Raw genomic sequence first — 16,896 nt, 5'->3', positions numbered from 1 at the left:
TCGGTGCGCAAGGCAAGTTCTCTAGGAGGAACAAGTGACCGACGGACCGTTGATCGTCCAGTCCGACAAGACGCTGTTGCTCGAGATCGACCACCCGCTCGCAGGTGAGGCCCGCGGCGCGATCGCCCCGTTCGCGGAGCTCGAACGCGCCCCCGAGCACGTACACACCTACCGCATCACCCCGCTCGCTCTGTGGAACGCGCGTGCCGCCGGTCACGACGCCGAGCAGGTCGTCGACGCCCTCGTGAATTACTCGCGGTACGCGGTTCCGCAGCCATTGTTGGTGGACATCGTGGACACCATGGCCCGGTACGGCCGCCTTCAGCTCGTCAAGAGCCCGGTGCACGGATTGGCGCTGATCAGCCTCGATCGCGCAGTCCTCACCGAGGTCATGCGGCACAAGAAGATCGCACCGATGCTCGGAGAGAAGGTCGACGAGGACACCGTCATCGTTCACCCGAGCGAGCGGGGCCACCTCAAGCAGATGCTCCTCAAGATCGGATGGCCTGCCGAGGATCTCGCCGGATACGTCGACGGGGAGGCCCACCCGATCGAACTCGACACCGAGGGCGGCAAGTGGACCCTGCGTGACTACCAGGAGATGGCAGCCGACTCGTTCTGGGCCGGCGGCTCGGGCGTCGTGGTCCTCCCCTGTGGCGCAGGCAAGACGATGGTCGGCGCTGCAGCGATGGCGAAAGCGAAGGCGACGACACTGATCCTCGTCACCAATACCGTCGCAGGCCGTCAGTGGAAGCGTGAACTCATCGCGCGGACATCGCTCACCGAGGAGGAGATCGGCGAGTATTCGGGCGAGCGGAAAGAAATTCGCCCTGTGACAATCGCCACGTACCAGGTGATCACCCGTCGGACCAAAGGTGAATACAAGCACCTCGAATTGTTCGACTCCCGCGACTGGGGTCTGGTCATCTACGACGAGGTCCATCTCCTCCCGGCGCCGGTGTTTCGCATGACAGCCGATCTGCAGTCTCGTCGGCGCCTCGGTCTCACCGCGACGCTGGTGCGCGAGGACGGCCGCGAGGGCGATGTGTTCTCGCTCATCGGTCCCAAGCGGTACGACGCCCCGTGGAAGGACATCGAGGCGCAGGGTTGGATTGCTCCCGCCGAGTGCATCGAAGTGCGTGTGACGCTGACCGACGCCGAGCGCATGGCCTACGCGGTCTCCGAGCCGGAAGAACGCTACAAGCTCTGTTCGACGGCCCACACCAAGGTCGCGGTCGTGAAGTCGATCCTCGCCAGGCACGAGAACGCACCGACGTTGGTCATCGGCGCCTACCTCGACCAACTCGACGAGCTCGGTGAGGCGCTGAACGCTCCGGTGATCCAAGGTTCGACCAAGAACAAGGAACGCGAAGTGCTGTTCGACGCCTTCCGAAAGGGCGAAATCCAGACTCTCGTGGTGAGCAAGGTCGCCAACTTCTCCATCGACCTTCCGGAAGCATCGGTGGCAGTGCAGGTTTCGGGCACGTTCGGTTCACGCCAGGAGGAAGCCCAACGGCTGGGCCGCCTGCTCCGACCCAAGCACGACGGCGGCCAGGCTCACTTCTATTCCGTCGTTTCACGGGACACCCTCGACGCCGAGTACGCAGCTCACCGACAGCGATTCCTGGCCGAGCAAGGCTATGCCTATCGCATCACCGATGCGGACGACATGCTCGGACCTGCTATCTGACGTCACGTGCTACTAATGAGCGTGTGCGCCCATTCCAGTTTCCTGTCGATGTAGCCCACGCCAAGTCGGTCAACGAGACGATGGCCGATGTTCGCAGGCTTCGTGTCTCGGCGATCGTCACCGCGGTGGTGTTGATCGGTGCTGCCGTCTGGTTCTTCTGGCTCGCGCACCCGTGGTCGTACATTCTGGGCGCGGTATTCGTGATCACTGCCGCGACTTCGCTGTGGGTGACGGTCTGGGCGCCGCGCAAGGTCGGAACGGTCGAAGATCTGTACGCGAAGGGAAGCCTGGTCCCGGCAGTCATCGCCGAGACCAGGGCCCGGGGGGTCACGCTGCTCGCTCTGATCGACATCGCCAAGCCCGACGCCGAGTCGCCTCACTACGCACTCGTGACACGCAGCATCCGGTCTTTGCCCGGACACGAGCTCGTAGAAGGCGAACTCGTTCCGTCCATCTCGGTGCTGTCGGATCGAAGCAAGAACACGATCAGCGAGACCTGGCAGATGGTCTCGCCCATGCCCATCGCCTGGGGAACGACCGATCACTCGGTGATCGAGCGAGCAATCGCCGAGATCACCGAAGCCGAATGGTCATTGTTGGTGGCCAACATCGGCCTGTCGGAGAAGGTGCGTGAGGCCGACAATCAGCAATTACTGGTCGACCCGCACGACCTACCCGACAACCTTCAGTAACTCGATCAACTGAGCGCGGGAATGACCTCACGCTCGAACAGTTCGATCCCTGATCGGTCGTAGGCCGCCTCGGGGAAGTAGAAGATGCCGTATTTCAGACCCTTTTCCTTCACTGCGGTGAGCTTCTCGATGATCTGTTCGGGTGTCCCGACGCCAGGCAGTCCGCGGAACGCACCCATCGCGCCTTCGGCCTTCTCCGCACCGACGTACTTCGTCAGCCGATCCTGCAGCTGCTTCAGCCGATCCTCCACCTCGGCCTCGGTGGTACCGATTGCGACGTTGTAGTTCGACGAGCGCACGATGGCGTCGAAATCACGGCCGAGAGTGTCGCAGTGTCCTTTCAGGAGCTCCGACTTGCGAGTGAACCCCTCCAGGGTGCCGTCGAAGTTGGTGTAGTCCGCGTACTTGGCCGCGATCTTCAGCGTCACCTTCTCACCGCCGCCTGCGATCCAGATGGGAATACCGCCTTCCTGCAACGGCTTCGGCCACACGCGAGCACCGTCGACCTGGAAGTACTTGCCGTCGAGCGTCGCCGAACCTGTTTCCCAGGCCTGCTTGAAAATCTGCACGCCTTCGTCGAGTGCACCGAGCCGCTGTCCGGCCGGCGGGAACCCGTAACCGTACGCTCGCCACTCGTGCTCGTACCACCCTGCGCCGATACCCATTTCGACGCGACCGCGGGAGATGAGGTCGACGGTAGCGGCGACCTTGGCCAGGTAGGCAGGATTGCGATAGGCGATGGCGGTGCACATCTGCCCGAGCCGAATACGCGAAGTCGTGGCCGCGAACGCCGACATGAGCGTCCACGCCTCGTGGGTAGCTTCCTCGGTAGGCGCGGGGACGGTGTGGAAGTGGTCGTACACCCACAGCGACTCCCATGGTCCTGAATCGGCTGCGGTGGCCAGGCCTTGCATCACATCCCACTGCTCGGAGGGGTCGATGCCGACCAGATCGAGGCGCCAACCTTGGGGAATGAAGAGTCCGAATCGCATAGCTGACAATCCTACCGATTCGGTAGGCAATAGACTGCAAGGCTATGGCCACGAGCTCGCTCGCAGAACGGTTCCAGTCGCACCGCAGCCACCTCCTCGCCGTGGGCTACCGAGTGACAGGAAGCGTCGCCGACGCCGAAGACGCCGTGCAGGACAGTTGGATCCGGTTGTCGACCGCGGACTCCGACGCCATCGAGGACTTACGAGGTTGGCTCACCACGGTCGTCGCGCGCTTGTGCCTGGACCGCCTCAAATCGGCCGCCGTACGCAGGGAAACGTATGTAGGACAATGGCTTCCGGAACCGGTGGTCGGAACATGGGGAGAGCAACCTCGCACGCCCCTCGAACTCGTCGTACATCGGGAGGATGCCAGGTTGGCTGCCCTGGTCGTCTTGGATGCATTGTCACCCGCGCAGCGAGTGGCCTTCGTGCTGCACGACGGTTTCGCCGTCCCGTTCACCGAGGTTGCCGCCATTCTCGACGTGACCCCCGCAGCCGCACGCCAGTTGGCGGCGCGCGCCCGCACACTTCTCGACGCGACGCCAGCTCCTGTGGAGGATTCAGCGCACGCGGCTGCGGTCACACGACTGTTGGCCGCGATGGCCAGCGGGGACGTCGACCAGGTAGCCGCCGCGCTTCACCCCGATTGCCGGATGATCGGCGACAGCGGCGGCACGACTCGCACCGCCGCTCAGGTCGTCCGCGGACCGCACAAATGCGCCCGATTCTTCCTGGGACTGGTGGCGATGTACGGACCGGATTCGTTGTCGTCGATGATGCCCGCCCTCGTGAACGGCCAGCTCGGGTACTACTCGCGCGGCATCACCGGCGAACGCAGCTTCCCCGCCCGGGCCGGCGGTTTCACCGTCGTCGACGGATTGGTGTGGGCGTCCTACGATTTCGCTAATCCAGCAAAGCTCAGCGGCGTCACACAGGAGTTGAACTCGCCCACGGAACCCGGCACGCATCTCCCGAGCTGAAGCCCTGCTCGGTGATGCCGAGCGACGAATTGATTCGCGCCCGCATGTTTTCCAGCCCGATCTGATAGGTCAGCTCGACCACCCCTGCCCGGCCGAACCGTCGCTCCAGATCGGCGACCTGCTCGTCGGTGACGACATCGGGCGACTGGGTCATCGCATCCGCGTAGGCGATCGCGGCGCGCTCGTCGTCGCTGTATTTCGTTGACGTCTCGTACTCGCCGATGTCTTTCAGTCTGTCGACGTCGAGGCCGTCGAGCCGCTGCATCATCGTGCCGAAGTCGACGCACCACGAACACCCGAGAGTCCACGCGACCCGGTAGACCGCGAGCTCACGGACGCTGACCGGAAGCGTCGTCGATGCCTTCCCTGCGGCGAATTCCTGGGTGAGCGAGGTGAAGAACAACTTCGGGTGATGCGCGAACACCGCGAACGGCTCGGGCACTTCCCCGACCATCTTCGCCGCAGCACGGTAGGCCAGACGCACGGCGAACGATGCGTCCTCGGGTGCGACGGGAGGAATTCTGGTCATCAGCTCTCCTGCAGGTAGTAGGTGGCTTCACTACCTGGACGAGATGGGCGCCCGAAATGTGACACCGGCTAAGCTGCAGTAATGTCCGTGGAACGTCTGAATCGAACCGTCGATCGGCTGCGACCTTTCGGATCCACGATCTTCGCCGAGATGACGGCACTCGCCGTTACCAAGGGCGCGGTCAATCTCGGACAAGGCTTTCCCGACACCGACGGGCCGGCCTCGATGCTCGCTGCGGCGCAGGACGCCATCGCAGGCGGCCTCAATCAGTACGCACCGGGGCCGGGAATGCCGGTGCTGCGCGACGCCATCGCCGCCGACCGGGCCCGCAACTACGGTATCGAGTACGACCCTGCTGCCGAGGTGTTGGTGACCGTCGGCGCCACCGAGGCGATCGCGGCCACCATCCTCGGGCTCGTCGAGCCAGGCGAGGAGGTGCTGCTCATCGAGCCCTACTACGACTCGTACGCAGCCGCGGTGGCCCTCGCCGGTGCTCGCCGGAAAACCGTCCCCCTCGTCGCCGACGGCACCGGGTTCTCCCTCGACGTCGATGCCCTCGAGCGTGCGGTGGGCCCGTCGACCAAGCTCCTGATCGTCAACTCGCCGCACAACCCGACGGGTACTGTCCTCTCGCGCACGGAGCTCGTCCGGATTTCCGAGATCGCGATTGCGCACGACCTCCTCGTCCTCACCGACGAAGTTTACGAGCGGTTGACGTTCGACGACGGTGAACACCTGCCTCTTGCGACCCTGCCGGGGATGTTCGAGCGCACCGTCACCGTGTCGAGTGCGGCAAAGACGTTCAACGCCACCGGATGGAAGACCGGGTGGGCGCTAGGTCCGTCGAACCTCATCGATGCTGTCCGTGCTGCAAAGCAGTTCATGACCTTCGTCGGCGGCACACCGTTTCAGCCTGCCGTCGCACACGCGCTGAACTTCGAAAGCGACTGGGTCGCCGAGTTACGGTCCGCACTCGAAAACAAGCGCGACTTCCTCTCGACCGCCTTGTCGAAAGCCGGCCTCGATGTGAAGTCCAGCGCAGGAACATATTTCGTGTGCGCGGACGTCGCTGCCATCGGTGAAACCGATGCGCTCGAGTTCTGCCGGTCACTTCCGGACCGGATCGGCGTGGCTGCTGTACCGGTTACAGCATTCGTCGACCATCCCGAACCATGGAAGACGTTGGTCCGCTTTGCTTTCTGTAAGAAGGACGAGGTACTGAGCGAGGCAGCCGAGCGGCTGCGCACGCTCTGACGAGTCGATGACACCCAGGACCATCCCCGTCGACTTCGTCGTCAAAGCCGTCTCTCTCGCCGCGAGCGGCGGCGTCGACCTCACCTATCCGTTGTCGATCGCGGGCATCGGACCGGAACTGCTGAAGGATGCGCATTCACGTCTCACCGCTGAGCAGGTGACACTGTTCACCCAGGCCGCATGGCAGTTGACCGATGACGAACTGTTCGGGCTGGCATCGACGCCCATGCGCCGCGGTAGTTTTCGGGTGATCTGCCTGACGCTGATCCACACTCCCGATCTTGCCGCTGCCATGGAGCGGATGTCGGAGACGACGCGCGTTCTGTCGGGAATGCCGCCGATGCTGATCAGCCGCGGCGACGACTCCACGCGACTGACCATCCCGCCGGCCGACAACTCTCATCTACCTGCCGCTGCCCGACCGATCGCAGGGCAACTTCTCACCGATTTCCGCATGGTCCTCGTACACCGATTCGCCGCGTGGCTCATCGGGGGTCGGGTGAAGCTGCACTCGGTGGAATTGCCGTACGAGATGTCCGACCCCGCCACCGGCAAGCTGTACGACCGAATGTTCGGCACCCACGTGACGTTCGGAGCACCTGCCGCAGTACTGGAGTTCGACAATTCGGCGATGCGAGCGCCGATCGTCCAGACCGAGGACACGTTGGCGGACTACTTGCGCGAGTCGCCGAATTTGCTCTTCACCGCGCGAGATTACGACAGCACCGCGTCGTCGCAGGTTCGCCGAGCATTGGAGCTCGGATTGCAAGGCGAGGCGCCTGGCACGGACGATATCGCCGAGATGCTCTCGGTCAGTACCGCTCACCTCCGACGGTTACTCCGCCAGGAAGGCACGTCCGTCAACCAGATTCGCGAAGAAGTTCTACGAGACGCGGCTGTGTCCGGACTCAGCCGCGGCGATTCCGTCGACGACATCTCGAACAAACTGGGCTTCTCGGAGCCGTCAGCCTTCCGGCGTGCGTTCAAGCGGTGGACCGGACAGACTCCGGGAGCGTATCGCTAAGTGATGCAGAATTCGTTGCCCTCGGGGTCTGCCATCGTGATCCAGTCGAAGGGTCCCTGCGATTCGCGGTAGAGAATCCTCGCCCCGGCATCGACGAGCGTCGCGGCCACACCCTCCCTGTCGTCGCCCCCTCGAACATCCAAGTGGATTCGGTTCTTGACTGTCTTGGGCTCCGGCACAACCTGGAACAGGACCCTCGGCGATGCGGGCGAGCCGGAATCAATGATGGCGGCACCGACCTTCCACACGAGTTGCCCGTCGAACTCGAGTGTGTCTTCCTCTTTCGCGTGACCGGCAGCCACCAGGCCTCGAATGAAGTCCGAATCGGTCGGTTCGACCTGCCAGCCGAGAGCCGCTGCCCACCATTTCGCCTGCTCGTGCGGGTTGACGCTGTCGATGACGACCTGAATTTCGTGTCCCATTCGGACACCATAAAGGCAGAGGCGGCTACGCCGCACGTGAACGTTTTTACATAGTGGGCTATGCATTACCGTACACATGGGGTGGAACATACGTTCGAACCGAGCTACGCTTGCACGCATGAGCGTGGAGTTGCAGGGTTCACTCTTCACCGACATGGACGAAAACTTCGGACCTCTCGGATCGAGAGTCTCTCGGCGCGTGTTGTCCCATGGCGCGTGGGTCGACGTACGTCCAGGTTGGGCAAGTTCGACCGATTTGTTCGACCGACTGGTCGACAGGGTCGACTGGCGAGCCGAGCGACGTCAGATGTACGACCGAGTGGTGGATGTCCCGAGGCTGGTGCGGTTCTACTCCGAGACCGAAGCATGGCCGGACCCAGCGTTGACCGAGGCGAAAGAAGCACTCGACGCGCACTACGGCCGTGAGTTGGGTGAAACGTTTGCGACTGCCGGATTGTGTTATTACCGAGACGGATCCGACAGTGTTGCGTTCCACGGGGACAACATCGGTCGTAGTGCAACCGAGGATACGATGGTCGCGATTGTCTCTCTCGGCGCGACGCGCCAGTTGATGCTACGCCCGCGGGGAGGCGGCACATCACTCAAATTCACTCTCGGACACGGAGATCTGATTGTGATGGGCGGCTCGTGTCAGCGGACCTGGGAGCACGCGATTCCCAAGAGCAGCCGCGCGACCGGCCCACGCGTCAGCGTGCAGTTCCGGCCGCGCGGGGTGCGTTAGCTCCGCCGCTTCTCCACTGCCGCAGCCAGAACGTCGAGTTGTGTTGCAGTGGTGTCCCAGTCGAGGCACGCGTCGGTGATGGACTGGCCGTAGGTGAGCTCGTCCTTGTGGCCGAGCGTCAGGTCCTGACGACCCGCTTCGATGAAGCTCTCCAACATGAGCCCGACGATCCCGTGCTCGCCCGCCGCGACGCGCGCCGACAGATCGGTCACCACATCGACCTGCTTGTTGTGGTCCTTACGGCTGTTGCCGTGGCTCGCGTCGATGACAACACGCTCCGGAAGCGAAGACTTACGCAGCCGAGCAACGGTATCTGCCACGGACGCGGCGTCGTAGTTCGGTCCATCGGTGCCGCCGCGCAGGATGACATGGCAGTCGGGGTTGCCGGTGGTCCGGATCAACGCGGCCTGACCGTCGAGGTCGGTGCCTGGGAACACGTGGCTCGACGCCGCCGCGCGGGTGCCGTCGACCGCGACCTGGATGTCCCCCTCGGTGGAGTTCTTGATCCCCACCGGCATCGACAGCGCGCTGCACAGTTGACGGTGCACCTGGCTGGCCGCCGTGCGGGCACCGATTGCTCCGTAGCTGACGAGGTCGGCGATGTACTGAGGGGTGATCGGATCGAGGAACTCACACCCCACGGGAAGACCGAGCGCCGAGATGTCCACCAGGAGCTTGCGCCCCACGCGTAGGCCCTCGTTGATGTCGAAGGAACCGTCGAGGTGCGGGTCGTTGATCAACCCTTTCCAGCCCAGCGTCGTACGCGGCTTCTCGAAGTAGACGCGCATGACGATGTGCAGTCGGTCGCCCAGCTCGGTGGCCTTCTCCGCGAGCCTGCGGGCGTAGTCCATTGCAGCGTCGGTGTCGTGGACCGAGCACGGTCCGACGACGACGATCAGTCGATCGTCACGGCCGTCGAGGATGTCGACGACGCCGTCGCGGCCACGGCGTACCGTCGCCGATACTGCGTCGTCGGCCGCGTGTTCGCGGCGCAGCAGCGACGGCGCGACGAGTGGCGAGATGCTGATCGTCCGCTGATCGTCGAGATCGGTGTCCACAGGGTTTACGTCGATAGTCATGAGAGAACTTTCTGTTCCTCAGACCGACTCTGTTCGATGCTCCACGCACACTTCGAGCCGGTCCGAATCCGGCTCGTGGGGTGGGGTCTCAGCGCATGGCGTCGCTGGCTGACCCACCCGGGGCCGGCCTGCTAAACCAAAAATACGTGCGCTGCATGTCGACGACGGTAGCACGCCTTTCGCCGGAGCCGTCGGTGCACCTATATGCACGCGGCACTTATCCGCGCCGCTGAGCCCGGAGGGCGTCGTTCAATTTCGCCAATGTGGGCAATGCTCTCTCGACGGCCTTTCGTTCCGCGGCGGAAAGCTTGGCGATCTCGGCCGAGAGCACCTCGACACGACGATCAGTCCGACGTTCGCGTCGGGCCGCCCGTTCATCGTTCACGCGCACCACGACGGCTCGGCCGTCGGACGGGTCGGGACGGCGCTCGAGCAGGCCCTTCTCGACCAGCGTGCGTACCAGCGTGCTGACCGTGTTCTGCCTGAGCTTCAAACGGTCCGCGATGTCGCCGATGCGGCTGTCTGGAAATGCGGCGACGGTTCGAATCACCTCGGACTGCGCGAGCGGGAGAGTTTCGTCGGTCCCCGACTCGTCGAGATGCAGCCTGAGGACTCGGCGCAGATCGAACGCCGTGTCGAGCAGACCGCGGGCAACCGGCTCGAACGGCGTGGTCATCCCGCGATATTACATCTGACACAGATGTTGTCGCTTCGGCGTTAGTCAGGATAGCGTGGCCTCACTTGCAACCAATCCGATCCAAGAGGCACACCTCGTGAAACGCGCACCGATCTTTCTGTCCCTCCTTGCAACGACGGCACTCCTCACGGCATGCGGATCAAGCGAGACACCCGCCCCGAGCGCGTCGACGCCGGCTACCGTCGATGCCCTCTCCGAGACACCGGGCCCGATCGGTGTCCCCGACGGCATGGGCTCCCCCGGTGTCGGTGACGGCGAATTCCCCCGTACCGTCGGACATTTCGGAGGCTCGACCGAGATTCCAGCGGAACCCACACGCATCGTCGTGATCGCAACCGGCCAACTCGATGCGGCACTGACGCTGGGCGTCGTCCCGACGGGTGTGGCATACGGTGACGGGGCAGCGCTGATTCCGGAGTACATCGCAACCGAATTCCCGCAGTACAGCGACGAGATGGCTGGATTCGTCGACGTCGGCAACCGCCAGGCCCCGAACCTCGAAGCCATTGCGGCACTGGAACCGGATCTCATTCTCGCGAACAAGGCTGGGTCGGAAGAGAATTACGGAACACTGTCGGCGATCGCACCGACCGTCCTGACCGAAGGTACCGGAGTCAACTGGAAACAGGACTTCCTCCTCCTGGCCGACGCCCTCGGCAAGACCGAACAAGCGCAGACGTTCCTGGACGATTTCACCACGCGCGCATCGCAACTCGGATCCCAGGTCGAGCCAGGAACCACGGTGTCGTTCGTCAGATTCACCGCCGACCGTGCGCGGGTGTTCGGAGTGCCGTCGTTCGCGGGGTTCATCGCCTGGGATGCCAAGCTCGCACGCCCCGAAAGCCAGCAGTTCGACAAAACCTCCCAGGACTTCAGTGAGGAAGAGATTCAATTGGCGAACGCCGACTGGGTGTTCGTGGGCAGCCAGGACGCCGGGCCGAACTCGCGCGCGGAGACCTACACGAGCAATCCCCTGTGGACCGGAATGAGCGCCGCAACCGAAAACCACATAGTGACCGTCGACGATGATCCATGGTACCTCAACGCCGGACCGACCGCGGCGACCCTCGTGCTCGACGGCTTGACGGAGACTCTGACGCGCTAACGCCCGTGCGTGCGTAATGACGGCCCACCGTAATTACGCACGCACGACCAGGTCGCGGCTCGTGAGCGCGTAGTTACGCCCCGCGGTAATTACTCGCGCACGGGTGGCGCAGCCACATATAGGTTGCGCACAACTGAAACGTGCACTACCGTTCACAGCGTGACCAACGAACTCGCACTCGATCGCCAGGTGTGCTTCGCGCTGTATTCCGCATCGCGGGCTACTACTGCGGCGTATCGCCCGATGCTCGAATCCATGGGAGTCACCTACCCGCAATACCTCGTTCTATTGGTGCTGTGGGAGAAGGACGGACGCGGCGTGCGTGAGATCGGCGCTGAACTGGATCTCGACACCGGGACCCTGTCTCCGCTGCTCAAACGGCTCGAAGGGCTAGGTTTCGTCGAACGTCGACGCCTCACCACCGATGAGCGTCGCGTCGAGATTCACCTGACCGAAGCCGGTAGCGCGCTGCGCACTCGGGCTGTCGACATCCCCAAGCGACTCGAGGGCAAAACAGGGATGACGGTGGAAGACCTCGAACATCTCCGAGATTCGTTGGCCAAACTGACCATCGCTCTACACGACACAGAAGGGTAAACACCAGACATGAAGACCATCTACACAGCCGAGGCGCTCGCGACAGGCGAAGGCCGCAACGGACACGCGCGCAGCTCCGACGGGCGTCTCGACCTCGAACTCGCCATCCCCGTGGCCATGGGCGGAAGCGGCGAGGGCACCAACCCCGAGCAGTTGTTCGCAGCCGGCTACGCAGCGTGCTTCCACTCGGCGCTGCAGATGGTTGCTCGGCAGGCAAAAGCCGACATCACCGACTCCACCGTCGGCGCGCGCGTCGACATCGGACCCAACGACGCAGGCGGCTTCCAGCTCGCCGTCACGCTCGAGGTGACCCTTCCGAGCCTCGGCCACGACGAAGCACAGACTCTCGCCGACAAGGCGCACCAGGTCTGCCCGTACTCGAACGCGACGCGCGGCAACATCGACGTCACCGTTACCGTCACCGAAGACTAGGAATCAGGTAATTCACGTGCAAGCCAAAGAAATTCATCTCGCGTCCCGTCCCAGTGGAGAGCCGGTAGCGGACAACTTCCGCACCGTCACCACCGACCTCCCACCCCTGGAGGACGGTCAGATCCTGGTACGCAACATCGTTATGTCGGTCGATCCCTACATGCGCGGCCGGATGAACGACGTCGAGTCCTACGTGCCTCCGTTCGCCCTCGACGCGCCGCTCGACGGCGGCGCTGTGGGTGAGGTCGTCGAGTCTCGCAACGACAAGTTCAAGGTTGGCGACGCGGTCAGCCACGGAAAGGGCTGGCGCGACGTTGCAATCGTCGACGGGAAGGGCGCTCGCACAGTAGACCTGGATCAGGCGAAGGCGTCGTCGTACCTCGGCGCACTCGGAATGACCGGTCTCACAGCCTATTCCGGCCTCACGTCGGTTGCGCAGTTCAAGGAGGGTGACACCGTCTTCGTCTCCGGCGCTGCCGGAGCAGTGGGCTCGCTTGTCGGACAGATCGCCAAGGCTCTCGGCGCATCGCGCGTCATCGGCAGTGCTGGATCGCCGGCCAAGGTCGCTCGCCTACTCGAACTCGGATTCGACGCGGCATTCGATTACCACGACGGTCCCGTCAAGAAGCAACTCGCAGAGGCCGCACCCGACGGCATCGACGTCTACTTCGACAACGTGGGCGGCGAACACCTCGAAGCTGCCATCGCCTCCGCCAACAAGTACGCCCGATTCGCGTTGTGCGGAGCAATTTCTCAGTACAACTCGACCGAGCCGACGCCTGCTCCTCGCAACCTGGCGCTCGCCATCGGTAAGGAGCTGACGCTGAAAGGATTCATCGTCGGTTCCTACAGCCACCTCGCTGGTGAGTTCTCCGAGAAGATGGCGCAATGGCTCGCAGCCGGCACCGTCGAGTGGGACGAAACCGTCGTCGACGGTCTCGAGAACGCACCGCAGGCATTCATCGGCCTCCTGCGCGGTGAGAACACCGGGAAGATGGTCGTCTCGATATAAGTAGCACCTCGCCCGTGGGTGGAACGTCGTCTACGACCTTCCACTCACGGTGCGTTAAGCGTCTTGTTTACGACGCGCGATTCTCCGAGCGAATCTGCCGCATCGGGGGACGATCACCCTGCATCAGCTCGGCGATCACGCCGCCGAACGGGTCACCGTCGACACCGAACTGCATCAGCCCGACAGCCGAGTCGTCGATGCCGAGCCGAGCGAACATCGCCGCCATGATCTGCCTGCTCATCACCGCGAGCTCTGAGGTCGTACGGTTCCGATGCTCGCGGACGCCCAGGTTGACCTGACCTATCGCATCGATGCCGAACCGATGATAGGTATCGAGAAGAATCCCGATCTCGACGCCGTATCCCGGCGCGAACGGGAGCGAACTCAAGAGTTCTCGAGTTCCGCCGTACTCACCTCCGAGTGGCTGAAGAATCCCAGCGAGCTCAGGTCGCAATGCGCTCAGCAAGGGGCGCGCAACCAGTTCGGTCACACGGCCACCGCCCTCACCCATCGACACTCCGTCGATCCGCAACGGGCGCCGGTAGTAGCCCTTGACCAACTGGACGCCACCGACCGACAGCAGCGGCCCCAGCAAGTACGGCACGAAGTTCGGACTCGGGGCAACGAGGTCGGAATCGACGAAGATCACGAAGTCACCGTCGGTGGCTGCCAACGATCGCCACAGTACCTCTCCTTTACCCGGCCTCGGCGCGACCGACGGAACAGCTTGCTCACGTGAGACGACACGCGCCCCGGCCCGACGTGCTTCGGAAGCCGTCGCGTCGACGGACCCCGAATCGAGTACGACGAGATCGTCGACGAGGGTGCCGAGCAGCGGGGCGATCGACTCGACGACGCCCGCTACCGTTGCCTCTTCGTTCAGCGCAGGCAGTACGACCGAGACGGTTCTACCGCGTTTGGAGTCGATGAGTGATTCGATCGTCCACGTGGGGTCCTGCCACGAGTTTCGGATGGTCGTCACGTCACTGTCCACCCATCGCCGACGCCAGTAGTGGCCACGAATCGTGAAGGTCGCCTTGCCAGTAGCCCCACGAGTGGGTTCCGTTGTCGCGGAAACGGTATGTAGCTGGTATCGACAAGGATTCGAGTCGCTGCTGCATCTGTCGTGAGCACCGGTCGGTCGCGGATTCGATGAATGCGCCGACCGCCAGTTGTTCGACGAGCTTGGTCGGGCTTCCGGCCACATCGGGTCCGTCGATGACGTCGAGCGGACCCGGAACTCCGGTGCCGCTGGAGATGTAGATGTCGGTGCCACGCAGTTTTTCGGCATTGACGTACGGATCGTTGTCGATCCATGCCGGATCCGAGTCGGGACCCCACATGTTGACGGTGTTTCCCCCGCCGCGCATCTCGACGACCGACTTCACGTAGGCCCGGCCGAGCGGATCCGACGTGCTCGCACAACCGCTGTACGACGCCACTGCGGAGTAGACCCCGGGGTTCGCGATTGCCAACTGCAATACCGACGTGCCTGCCATCGAGATTCCGGCAATCGAGTTGATCCCGTTACCGAGGAATTCTGCATCCATGACGGGAGGCAGTTCGTGCGCGAGAAACGTGGACCATTGATTTCTGCCGAGTACCGGATCGTCCCGGTACCAGTCCGTGTAGTAACTGGCCGCACCGCCGACGGGTACCACGATGTTGACCTGCTTGTCGGCGAAGAATTCTTCGATGTCGGTCCTGTCGAACCAACTACTCCCACCGTCTCCGCCTGCCGCGCCGTTGAGCAAGTACAGAGTCGGTGCGGGGAGGAGCGGATCTGCTGCGCGGAACACGGTGAGTTCGATGGGTCTTCCCATCGACGGTGACCACACGTGCACACCGTAGGTCCGCTCGGCGACGACAGTGGAATCGACGACGTGCGCCTCGTTCGGCGGTGCTGCGGCAGCGGTGTTCACCGAGATCGCACACACACCGACCATCACGGACACAGCGAGACGGACAGCGCTGGCAAGCAATCGATTCCGGCGGGCAGTGCTGTGGGGCATTTTGGAAATGCTATGTCTGCTGGCGCTCGGACACCCACCTGTACCTGCTTCTCTGTCAGAAGTCAGAGAATTCCGATCCCTTGTTTGGTCCGATTCACAGGGGCAAACCATCCCGGTCGAGCTCCGAGCCCGACCATGATTATCTATCGATCGGCGCAACGTGTTGTGCGCATCTGGAGGACACTGCTCGAGGAAGAGGGATACACGTGGTCAGCTTCGGTCTCATCGGCGATTGGAAGCCCGAACCAGGACTGGTGACGACGTGGAAACCCTCCGCCGACACCATTGCACGGGTCCATGCTGCTCCGCCGCATCCTGTTCCGGCGTCGCACATCCAAGAGGAGTATCTCAAGTCGGCATACCGAAACCGCGACTCCGGATTTCGTTTCTCCCGTCTGTGCCTGGTTACTTTCGACATCTTCGAGCCTCTCGATTCCGAGGCGATGACGCAGGCGGTCAACGCTTTCGTCCGACGCCACGACACGTTCGCGAGTTGGTTCGACGTCGACGACGACGGAGTGGAACGTCACGTCACGGATGTGGAGACGATCGAATTGGTGCCGACCGAACATGGACGGTTCGACGATCAGGAATCGCTTCGTGAGCACGTCCAGAACACCACACCAGGGCCGACGAGTTGGGACTGCTTCTCGTTCGGAGTCGTCGACCGCGGTTCGGAGTTCACGGTGTACGCAGCCGTCGACCATCTCGACACCGATGGAATTTCTCAAGCGCTCACGGTATTCGAGTTGCGGTGGTTGTACTTGGACGCTGCGAAGGGTGCGCTCGACGCGGGACCGTGTCTCGGCAGCTACCTCGAATACTGCAGGCGCGAGCGCGAGGCCAGCAGCGTGCTGACGCTCGAGTCCCCCGAGATTCGCCAATGGATCGACTTGGTGCGTTCCAATGGGGGTGACCTGCCGAGTTTCGCGCTACCGCTCGGCGCCGGCACCGAGAAGTACACGCGGTCCGAAGTCACCATGCTCCCACTGTTCGATCACGACGAAGCGCAGAAGTTCGACGAGGCGTGCGAGCGAATCGGAGCGAAGTTCACCGGAGGAATCTTCGCCGCCGCCGCGATAGCGGAGTACGAATTGACCGGGCAGGAAAGCTATCTGGGACTCACACCCAAGAGCACCCGGTCCACGCCAGGGGAGTTCGGCGCAATCGGCTGGTTCTCGAGCCTGGTACCGGTGCACTTCGCCGTCGGCGGGGCACTGGCGTTCTCGCATCTCGCGGGATCTGCTCAGCGCGCATTCGAGACCGGAAAGCTCCTGGCCGACGTGTCGTATCACCGTGTGCTGGAACTGATCACGCCCGAGAGCGGTATCACGACGCAGCCCGGGTGGTCGGCTCCGATGATTTCGTACGTCGACGTTCGCAAGCTTCCGGGGGCCGATGTGGTGTCGAGCATCAACGGTGGCCTGTTCGGCAATCAGGGCAGTTCCGACGAGGTCTACATGTGGATCAACCGCTTCGAGGAACAGACCGGCATCACCTTCATGTACCCGGGAACCGATACCGCACGCGAGTCGATCCGTCGCTACTACGACAAGATCAGCGAGATCTTCCTGTCCGTCGCCAGGACCGGCGAGTACTCGTTCGCCGAATCCGTCGCCGGACGGACCGCGTAGCCG

18 protein-coding genes are annotated in these 16,896 nt (G+C 63.2%); 11 read left to right on the top strand and 7 right to left on the bottom strand.

Going from position 1 to position 16,896, the window contains the following annotated elements; translation table 11 throughout:
* The first annotated feature begins 34 nt into the window (after nt 1-34).
* Both D8W71_RS09720 and D8W71_RS09715 read left to right on the top strand, forming a co-directional pair.
* On the top strand, nt 35-1,690 hold the full coding sequence (locus D8W71_RS09720) for a DNA repair helicase XPB (RefSeq protein WP_121113028.1): 1,656 nt from the start codon (nt 35-37) through the stop codon (nt 1,688-1,690).
* Between the two features lie 23 nt (nt 1,691-1,713).
* Nucleotides 1,714-2,382 carry a DUF3239 domain-containing protein gene (locus tag D8W71_RS09715; protein WP_236077816.1) on the top strand — a complete coding sequence of 223 codons (669 nt, stop codon included), beginning with the start codon at nt 1,714-1,716 and terminating at the stop codon, nt 2,380-2,382.
* A 5-nt stretch (nt 2,383-2,387) separates the two neighbouring features.
* Here D8W71_RS09715 and D8W71_RS09710 read toward each other — a convergent pair whose 3' ends face one another.
* Entirely contained in the window at nt 2,388-3,374 is a 987-nt protein-coding gene (locus D8W71_RS09710) for an LLM class F420-dependent oxidoreductase (RefSeq protein ID WP_121113024.1), read from the bottom strand.
* Nucleotides 3,375-3,418: 44 nt separating this feature from the next.
* Between D8W71_RS09710 and sigJ the strand changes: the two genes are divergently transcribed.
* The gene (gene sigJ, locus D8W71_RS09705) at nt 3,419-4,354 is read left to right on the top strand and encodes an RNA polymerase sigma factor SigJ (RefSeq protein WP_121113022.1); all 936 of its coding nucleotides are present in this window, start codon (nt 3,419-3,421) and stop codon (nt 4,352-4,354) included.
* Here sigJ and D8W71_RS09700 read toward each other — a convergent pair.
* Nucleotides 4,302-4,883: a carboxymuconolactone decarboxylase family protein gene (locus D8W71_RS09700; protein WP_121113020.1), complete on the bottom strand. Its 582-nt coding sequence runs from the start codon at nt 4,881-4,883 to the stop codon at nt 4,302-4,304. The genes sigJ and D8W71_RS09700 overlap by 53 nt on opposite strands.
* 81 nt (nt 4,884-4,964) lie before the next feature.
* Between D8W71_RS09700 and D8W71_RS09695 the strand changes: the two genes are divergently transcribed.
* Nucleotides 4,965-6,137: a pyridoxal phosphate-dependent aminotransferase gene (locus D8W71_RS09695; RefSeq protein ID WP_121113018.1), complete on the top strand. Its 1,173-nt coding sequence runs from the start codon at nt 4,965-4,967 to the stop codon at nt 6,135-6,137.
* Between the two features lie 7 nt (nt 6,138-6,144).
* A complete protein-coding gene (locus tag D8W71_RS09690; RefSeq protein ID WP_121113015.1) occupies nt 6,145-7,161 on the top strand; it encodes an AraC family transcriptional regulator in 1,017 nt (338 codons plus the stop codon).
* Here the strand turns inward: D8W71_RS09690 and D8W71_RS09685 are convergent.
* Nucleotides 7,158-7,583, bottom strand: coding sequence for a VOC family protein (locus tag D8W71_RS09685; protein ID WP_121113014.1), 426 nt, complete (start codon nt 7,581-7,583; stop codon nt 7,158-7,160). The genes D8W71_RS09690 and D8W71_RS09685 overlap by 4 nt on opposite strands.
* A 118-nt stretch (nt 7,584-7,701) precedes the next feature.
* Here D8W71_RS09685 and D8W71_RS09680 point away from each other — a divergent pair, with 118 nt between their 5' ends.
* Nucleotides 7,702-8,325, top strand: coding sequence for an alpha-ketoglutarate-dependent dioxygenase AlkB (locus D8W71_RS09680; protein WP_121113012.1), 624 nt, complete (start codon nt 7,702-7,704; stop codon nt 8,323-8,325).
* Here the strand turns inward: D8W71_RS09680 and D8W71_RS09675 are convergent.
* On the bottom strand, nt 8,322-9,404 hold the full coding sequence (locus D8W71_RS09675) for a 3-deoxy-7-phosphoheptulonate synthase (RefSeq protein WP_121113010.1): 1,083 nt from the start codon (nt 9,402-9,404) through the stop codon (nt 8,322-8,324). The two genes, D8W71_RS09680 and D8W71_RS09675, sit on opposite strands and share 4 nt — an antisense overlap.
* A gap of 217 nt (nt 9,405-9,621) precedes the next feature.
* Nucleotides 9,622-10,080 (bottom strand): MarR family winged helix-turn-helix transcriptional regulator, encoded by a 459-nt coding sequence (locus tag D8W71_RS09670; protein ID WP_121113008.1) that lies wholly within the window; start codon nt 10,078-10,080, stop codon nt 9,622-9,624.
* Between the two features lie 55 nt (nt 10,081-10,135).
* Here D8W71_RS09670 and D8W71_RS09665 point away from each other — a divergent pair, with 55 nt between their 5' ends.
* The 4 genes from D8W71_RS09665 to D8W71_RS09650 all read left to right on the top strand — a co-directional run bounded on the left by D8W71_RS09665 (nt 10,136) and on the right by D8W71_RS09650 (nt 13,247).
* Entirely contained in the window at nt 10,136-11,206 is a 1,071-nt protein-coding gene (locus D8W71_RS09665) for an ABC transporter substrate-binding protein (protein ID WP_236077815.1), read from the top strand.
* A 159-nt stretch (nt 11,207-11,365) separates the two neighbouring features.
* Nucleotides 11,366-11,803 carry a MarR family winged helix-turn-helix transcriptional regulator gene (locus D8W71_RS09660; protein ID WP_121113006.1) on the top strand — a complete coding sequence of 146 codons (438 nt, stop codon included), beginning with the start codon at nt 11,366-11,368 and terminating at the stop codon, nt 11,801-11,803.
* A gap of 9 nt (nt 11,804-11,812) precedes the next feature.
* Nucleotides 11,813-12,235 (top strand): organic hydroperoxide resistance protein, encoded by a 423-nt coding sequence (locus D8W71_RS09655; RefSeq protein WP_121113004.1) that lies wholly within the window; start codon nt 11,813-11,815, stop codon nt 12,233-12,235.
* A 16-nt stretch (nt 12,236-12,251) separates the two neighbouring features.
* On the top strand, nt 12,252-13,247 hold the full coding sequence (locus D8W71_RS09650) for an NADP-dependent oxidoreductase (protein WP_121113002.1): 996 nt from the start codon (nt 12,252-12,254) through the stop codon (nt 13,245-13,247).
* A gap of 67 nt (nt 13,248-13,314) precedes the next feature.
* Here D8W71_RS09650 and D8W71_RS09645 read toward each other — a convergent pair whose 3' ends face one another.
* Nucleotides 13,315-14,229 carry a glucosyl-3-phosphoglycerate synthase gene (locus D8W71_RS09645; RefSeq protein ID WP_236077814.1) on the bottom strand — a complete coding sequence of 305 codons (915 nt, stop codon included), beginning with the start codon at nt 14,227-14,229 and terminating at the stop codon, nt 13,315-13,317.
* Nucleotide 14,230: 1 nt separating this feature from the next.
* A complete protein-coding gene (locus D8W71_RS09640) occupies nt 14,231-15,259 on the bottom strand; it encodes an alpha/beta hydrolase (protein ID WP_121112998.1) in 1,029 nt (342 codons plus the stop codon).
* A gap of 206 nt (nt 15,260-15,465) precedes the next feature.
* Between D8W71_RS09640 and D8W71_RS09635 the strand changes: the two genes are divergently transcribed.
* Complete coding sequence (locus tag D8W71_RS09635; protein WP_121112996.1) at nt 15,466-16,893, top strand: condensation domain-containing protein; 1,428 nt, start codon at nt 15,466-15,468, stop codon at nt 16,891-16,893.
* Nucleotides 16,894-16,896: the final 3 nt, after the last annotated feature.

The organism is Rhodococcus sp. P1Y (assembly GCF_003641205.1).
Taxonomy (GTDB): Bacteria; Actinomycetota; Actinomycetes; order Mycobacteriales; family Mycobacteriaceae; genus Rhodococcoides.
The sequence above is the reverse complement of the archived record's forward strand: the minus strand, read 5'-3'. Positions and strand labels throughout refer to the sequence as shown.

Excerpts from the sequence above, each read along its gene's own strand:
- D8W71_RS09675 (WP_121113010.1), bottom strand. The coding sequence starts at position 9,404 with ATGACTATCGACGTAAACCCTGTGGACACCGATCTCGACGATCAGCGG.
- sigJ (WP_121113022.1), top strand. The coding sequence starts at position 3,419 with ATGGCCACGAGCTCGCTCGCAGAACGGTTCCAGTCGCACCGCAGCCAC.
- D8W71_RS09690 (WP_121113015.1), top strand. The coding sequence starts at position 6,145 with ATGACACCCAGGACCATCCCCGTCGACTTCGTCGTCAAAGCCGTCTCT.
- D8W71_RS09670 (WP_121113008.1), bottom strand. The coding sequence starts at position 10,080 with ATGACCACGCCGTTCGAGCCGGTTGCCCGCGGTCTGCTCGACACGGCG.
- D8W71_RS09655 (WP_121113004.1), top strand. The coding sequence starts at position 11,813 with ATGAAGACCATCTACACAGCCGAGGCGCTCGCGACAGGCGAAGGCCGC.
- D8W71_RS09710 (WP_121113024.1), bottom strand. The coding sequence starts at position 3,374 with ATGCGATTCGGACTCTTCATTCCCCAAGGTTGGCGCCTCGATCTGGTC.
- D8W71_RS09685 (WP_121113014.1), bottom strand. The coding sequence starts at position 7,583 with ATGGGACACGAAATTCAGGTCGTCATCGACAGCGTCAACCCGCACGAG.
- D8W71_RS09700 (WP_121113020.1), bottom strand. The coding sequence starts at position 4,883 with ATGACCAGAATTCCTCCCGTCGCACCCGAGGACGCATCGTTCGCCGTG.
- D8W71_RS09640 (WP_121112998.1), bottom strand. The coding sequence starts at position 15,259 with ATGCCCCACAGCACTGCCCGCCGGAATCGATTGCTTGCCAGCGCTGTC.
- D8W71_RS09695 (WP_121113018.1), top strand. The coding sequence starts at position 4,965 with ATGTCCGTGGAACGTCTGAATCGAACCGTCGATCGGCTGCGACCTTTC.
- D8W71_RS09680 (WP_121113012.1), top strand. The coding sequence starts at position 7,702 with ATGAGCGTGGAGTTGCAGGGTTCACTCTTCACCGACATGGACGAAAAC.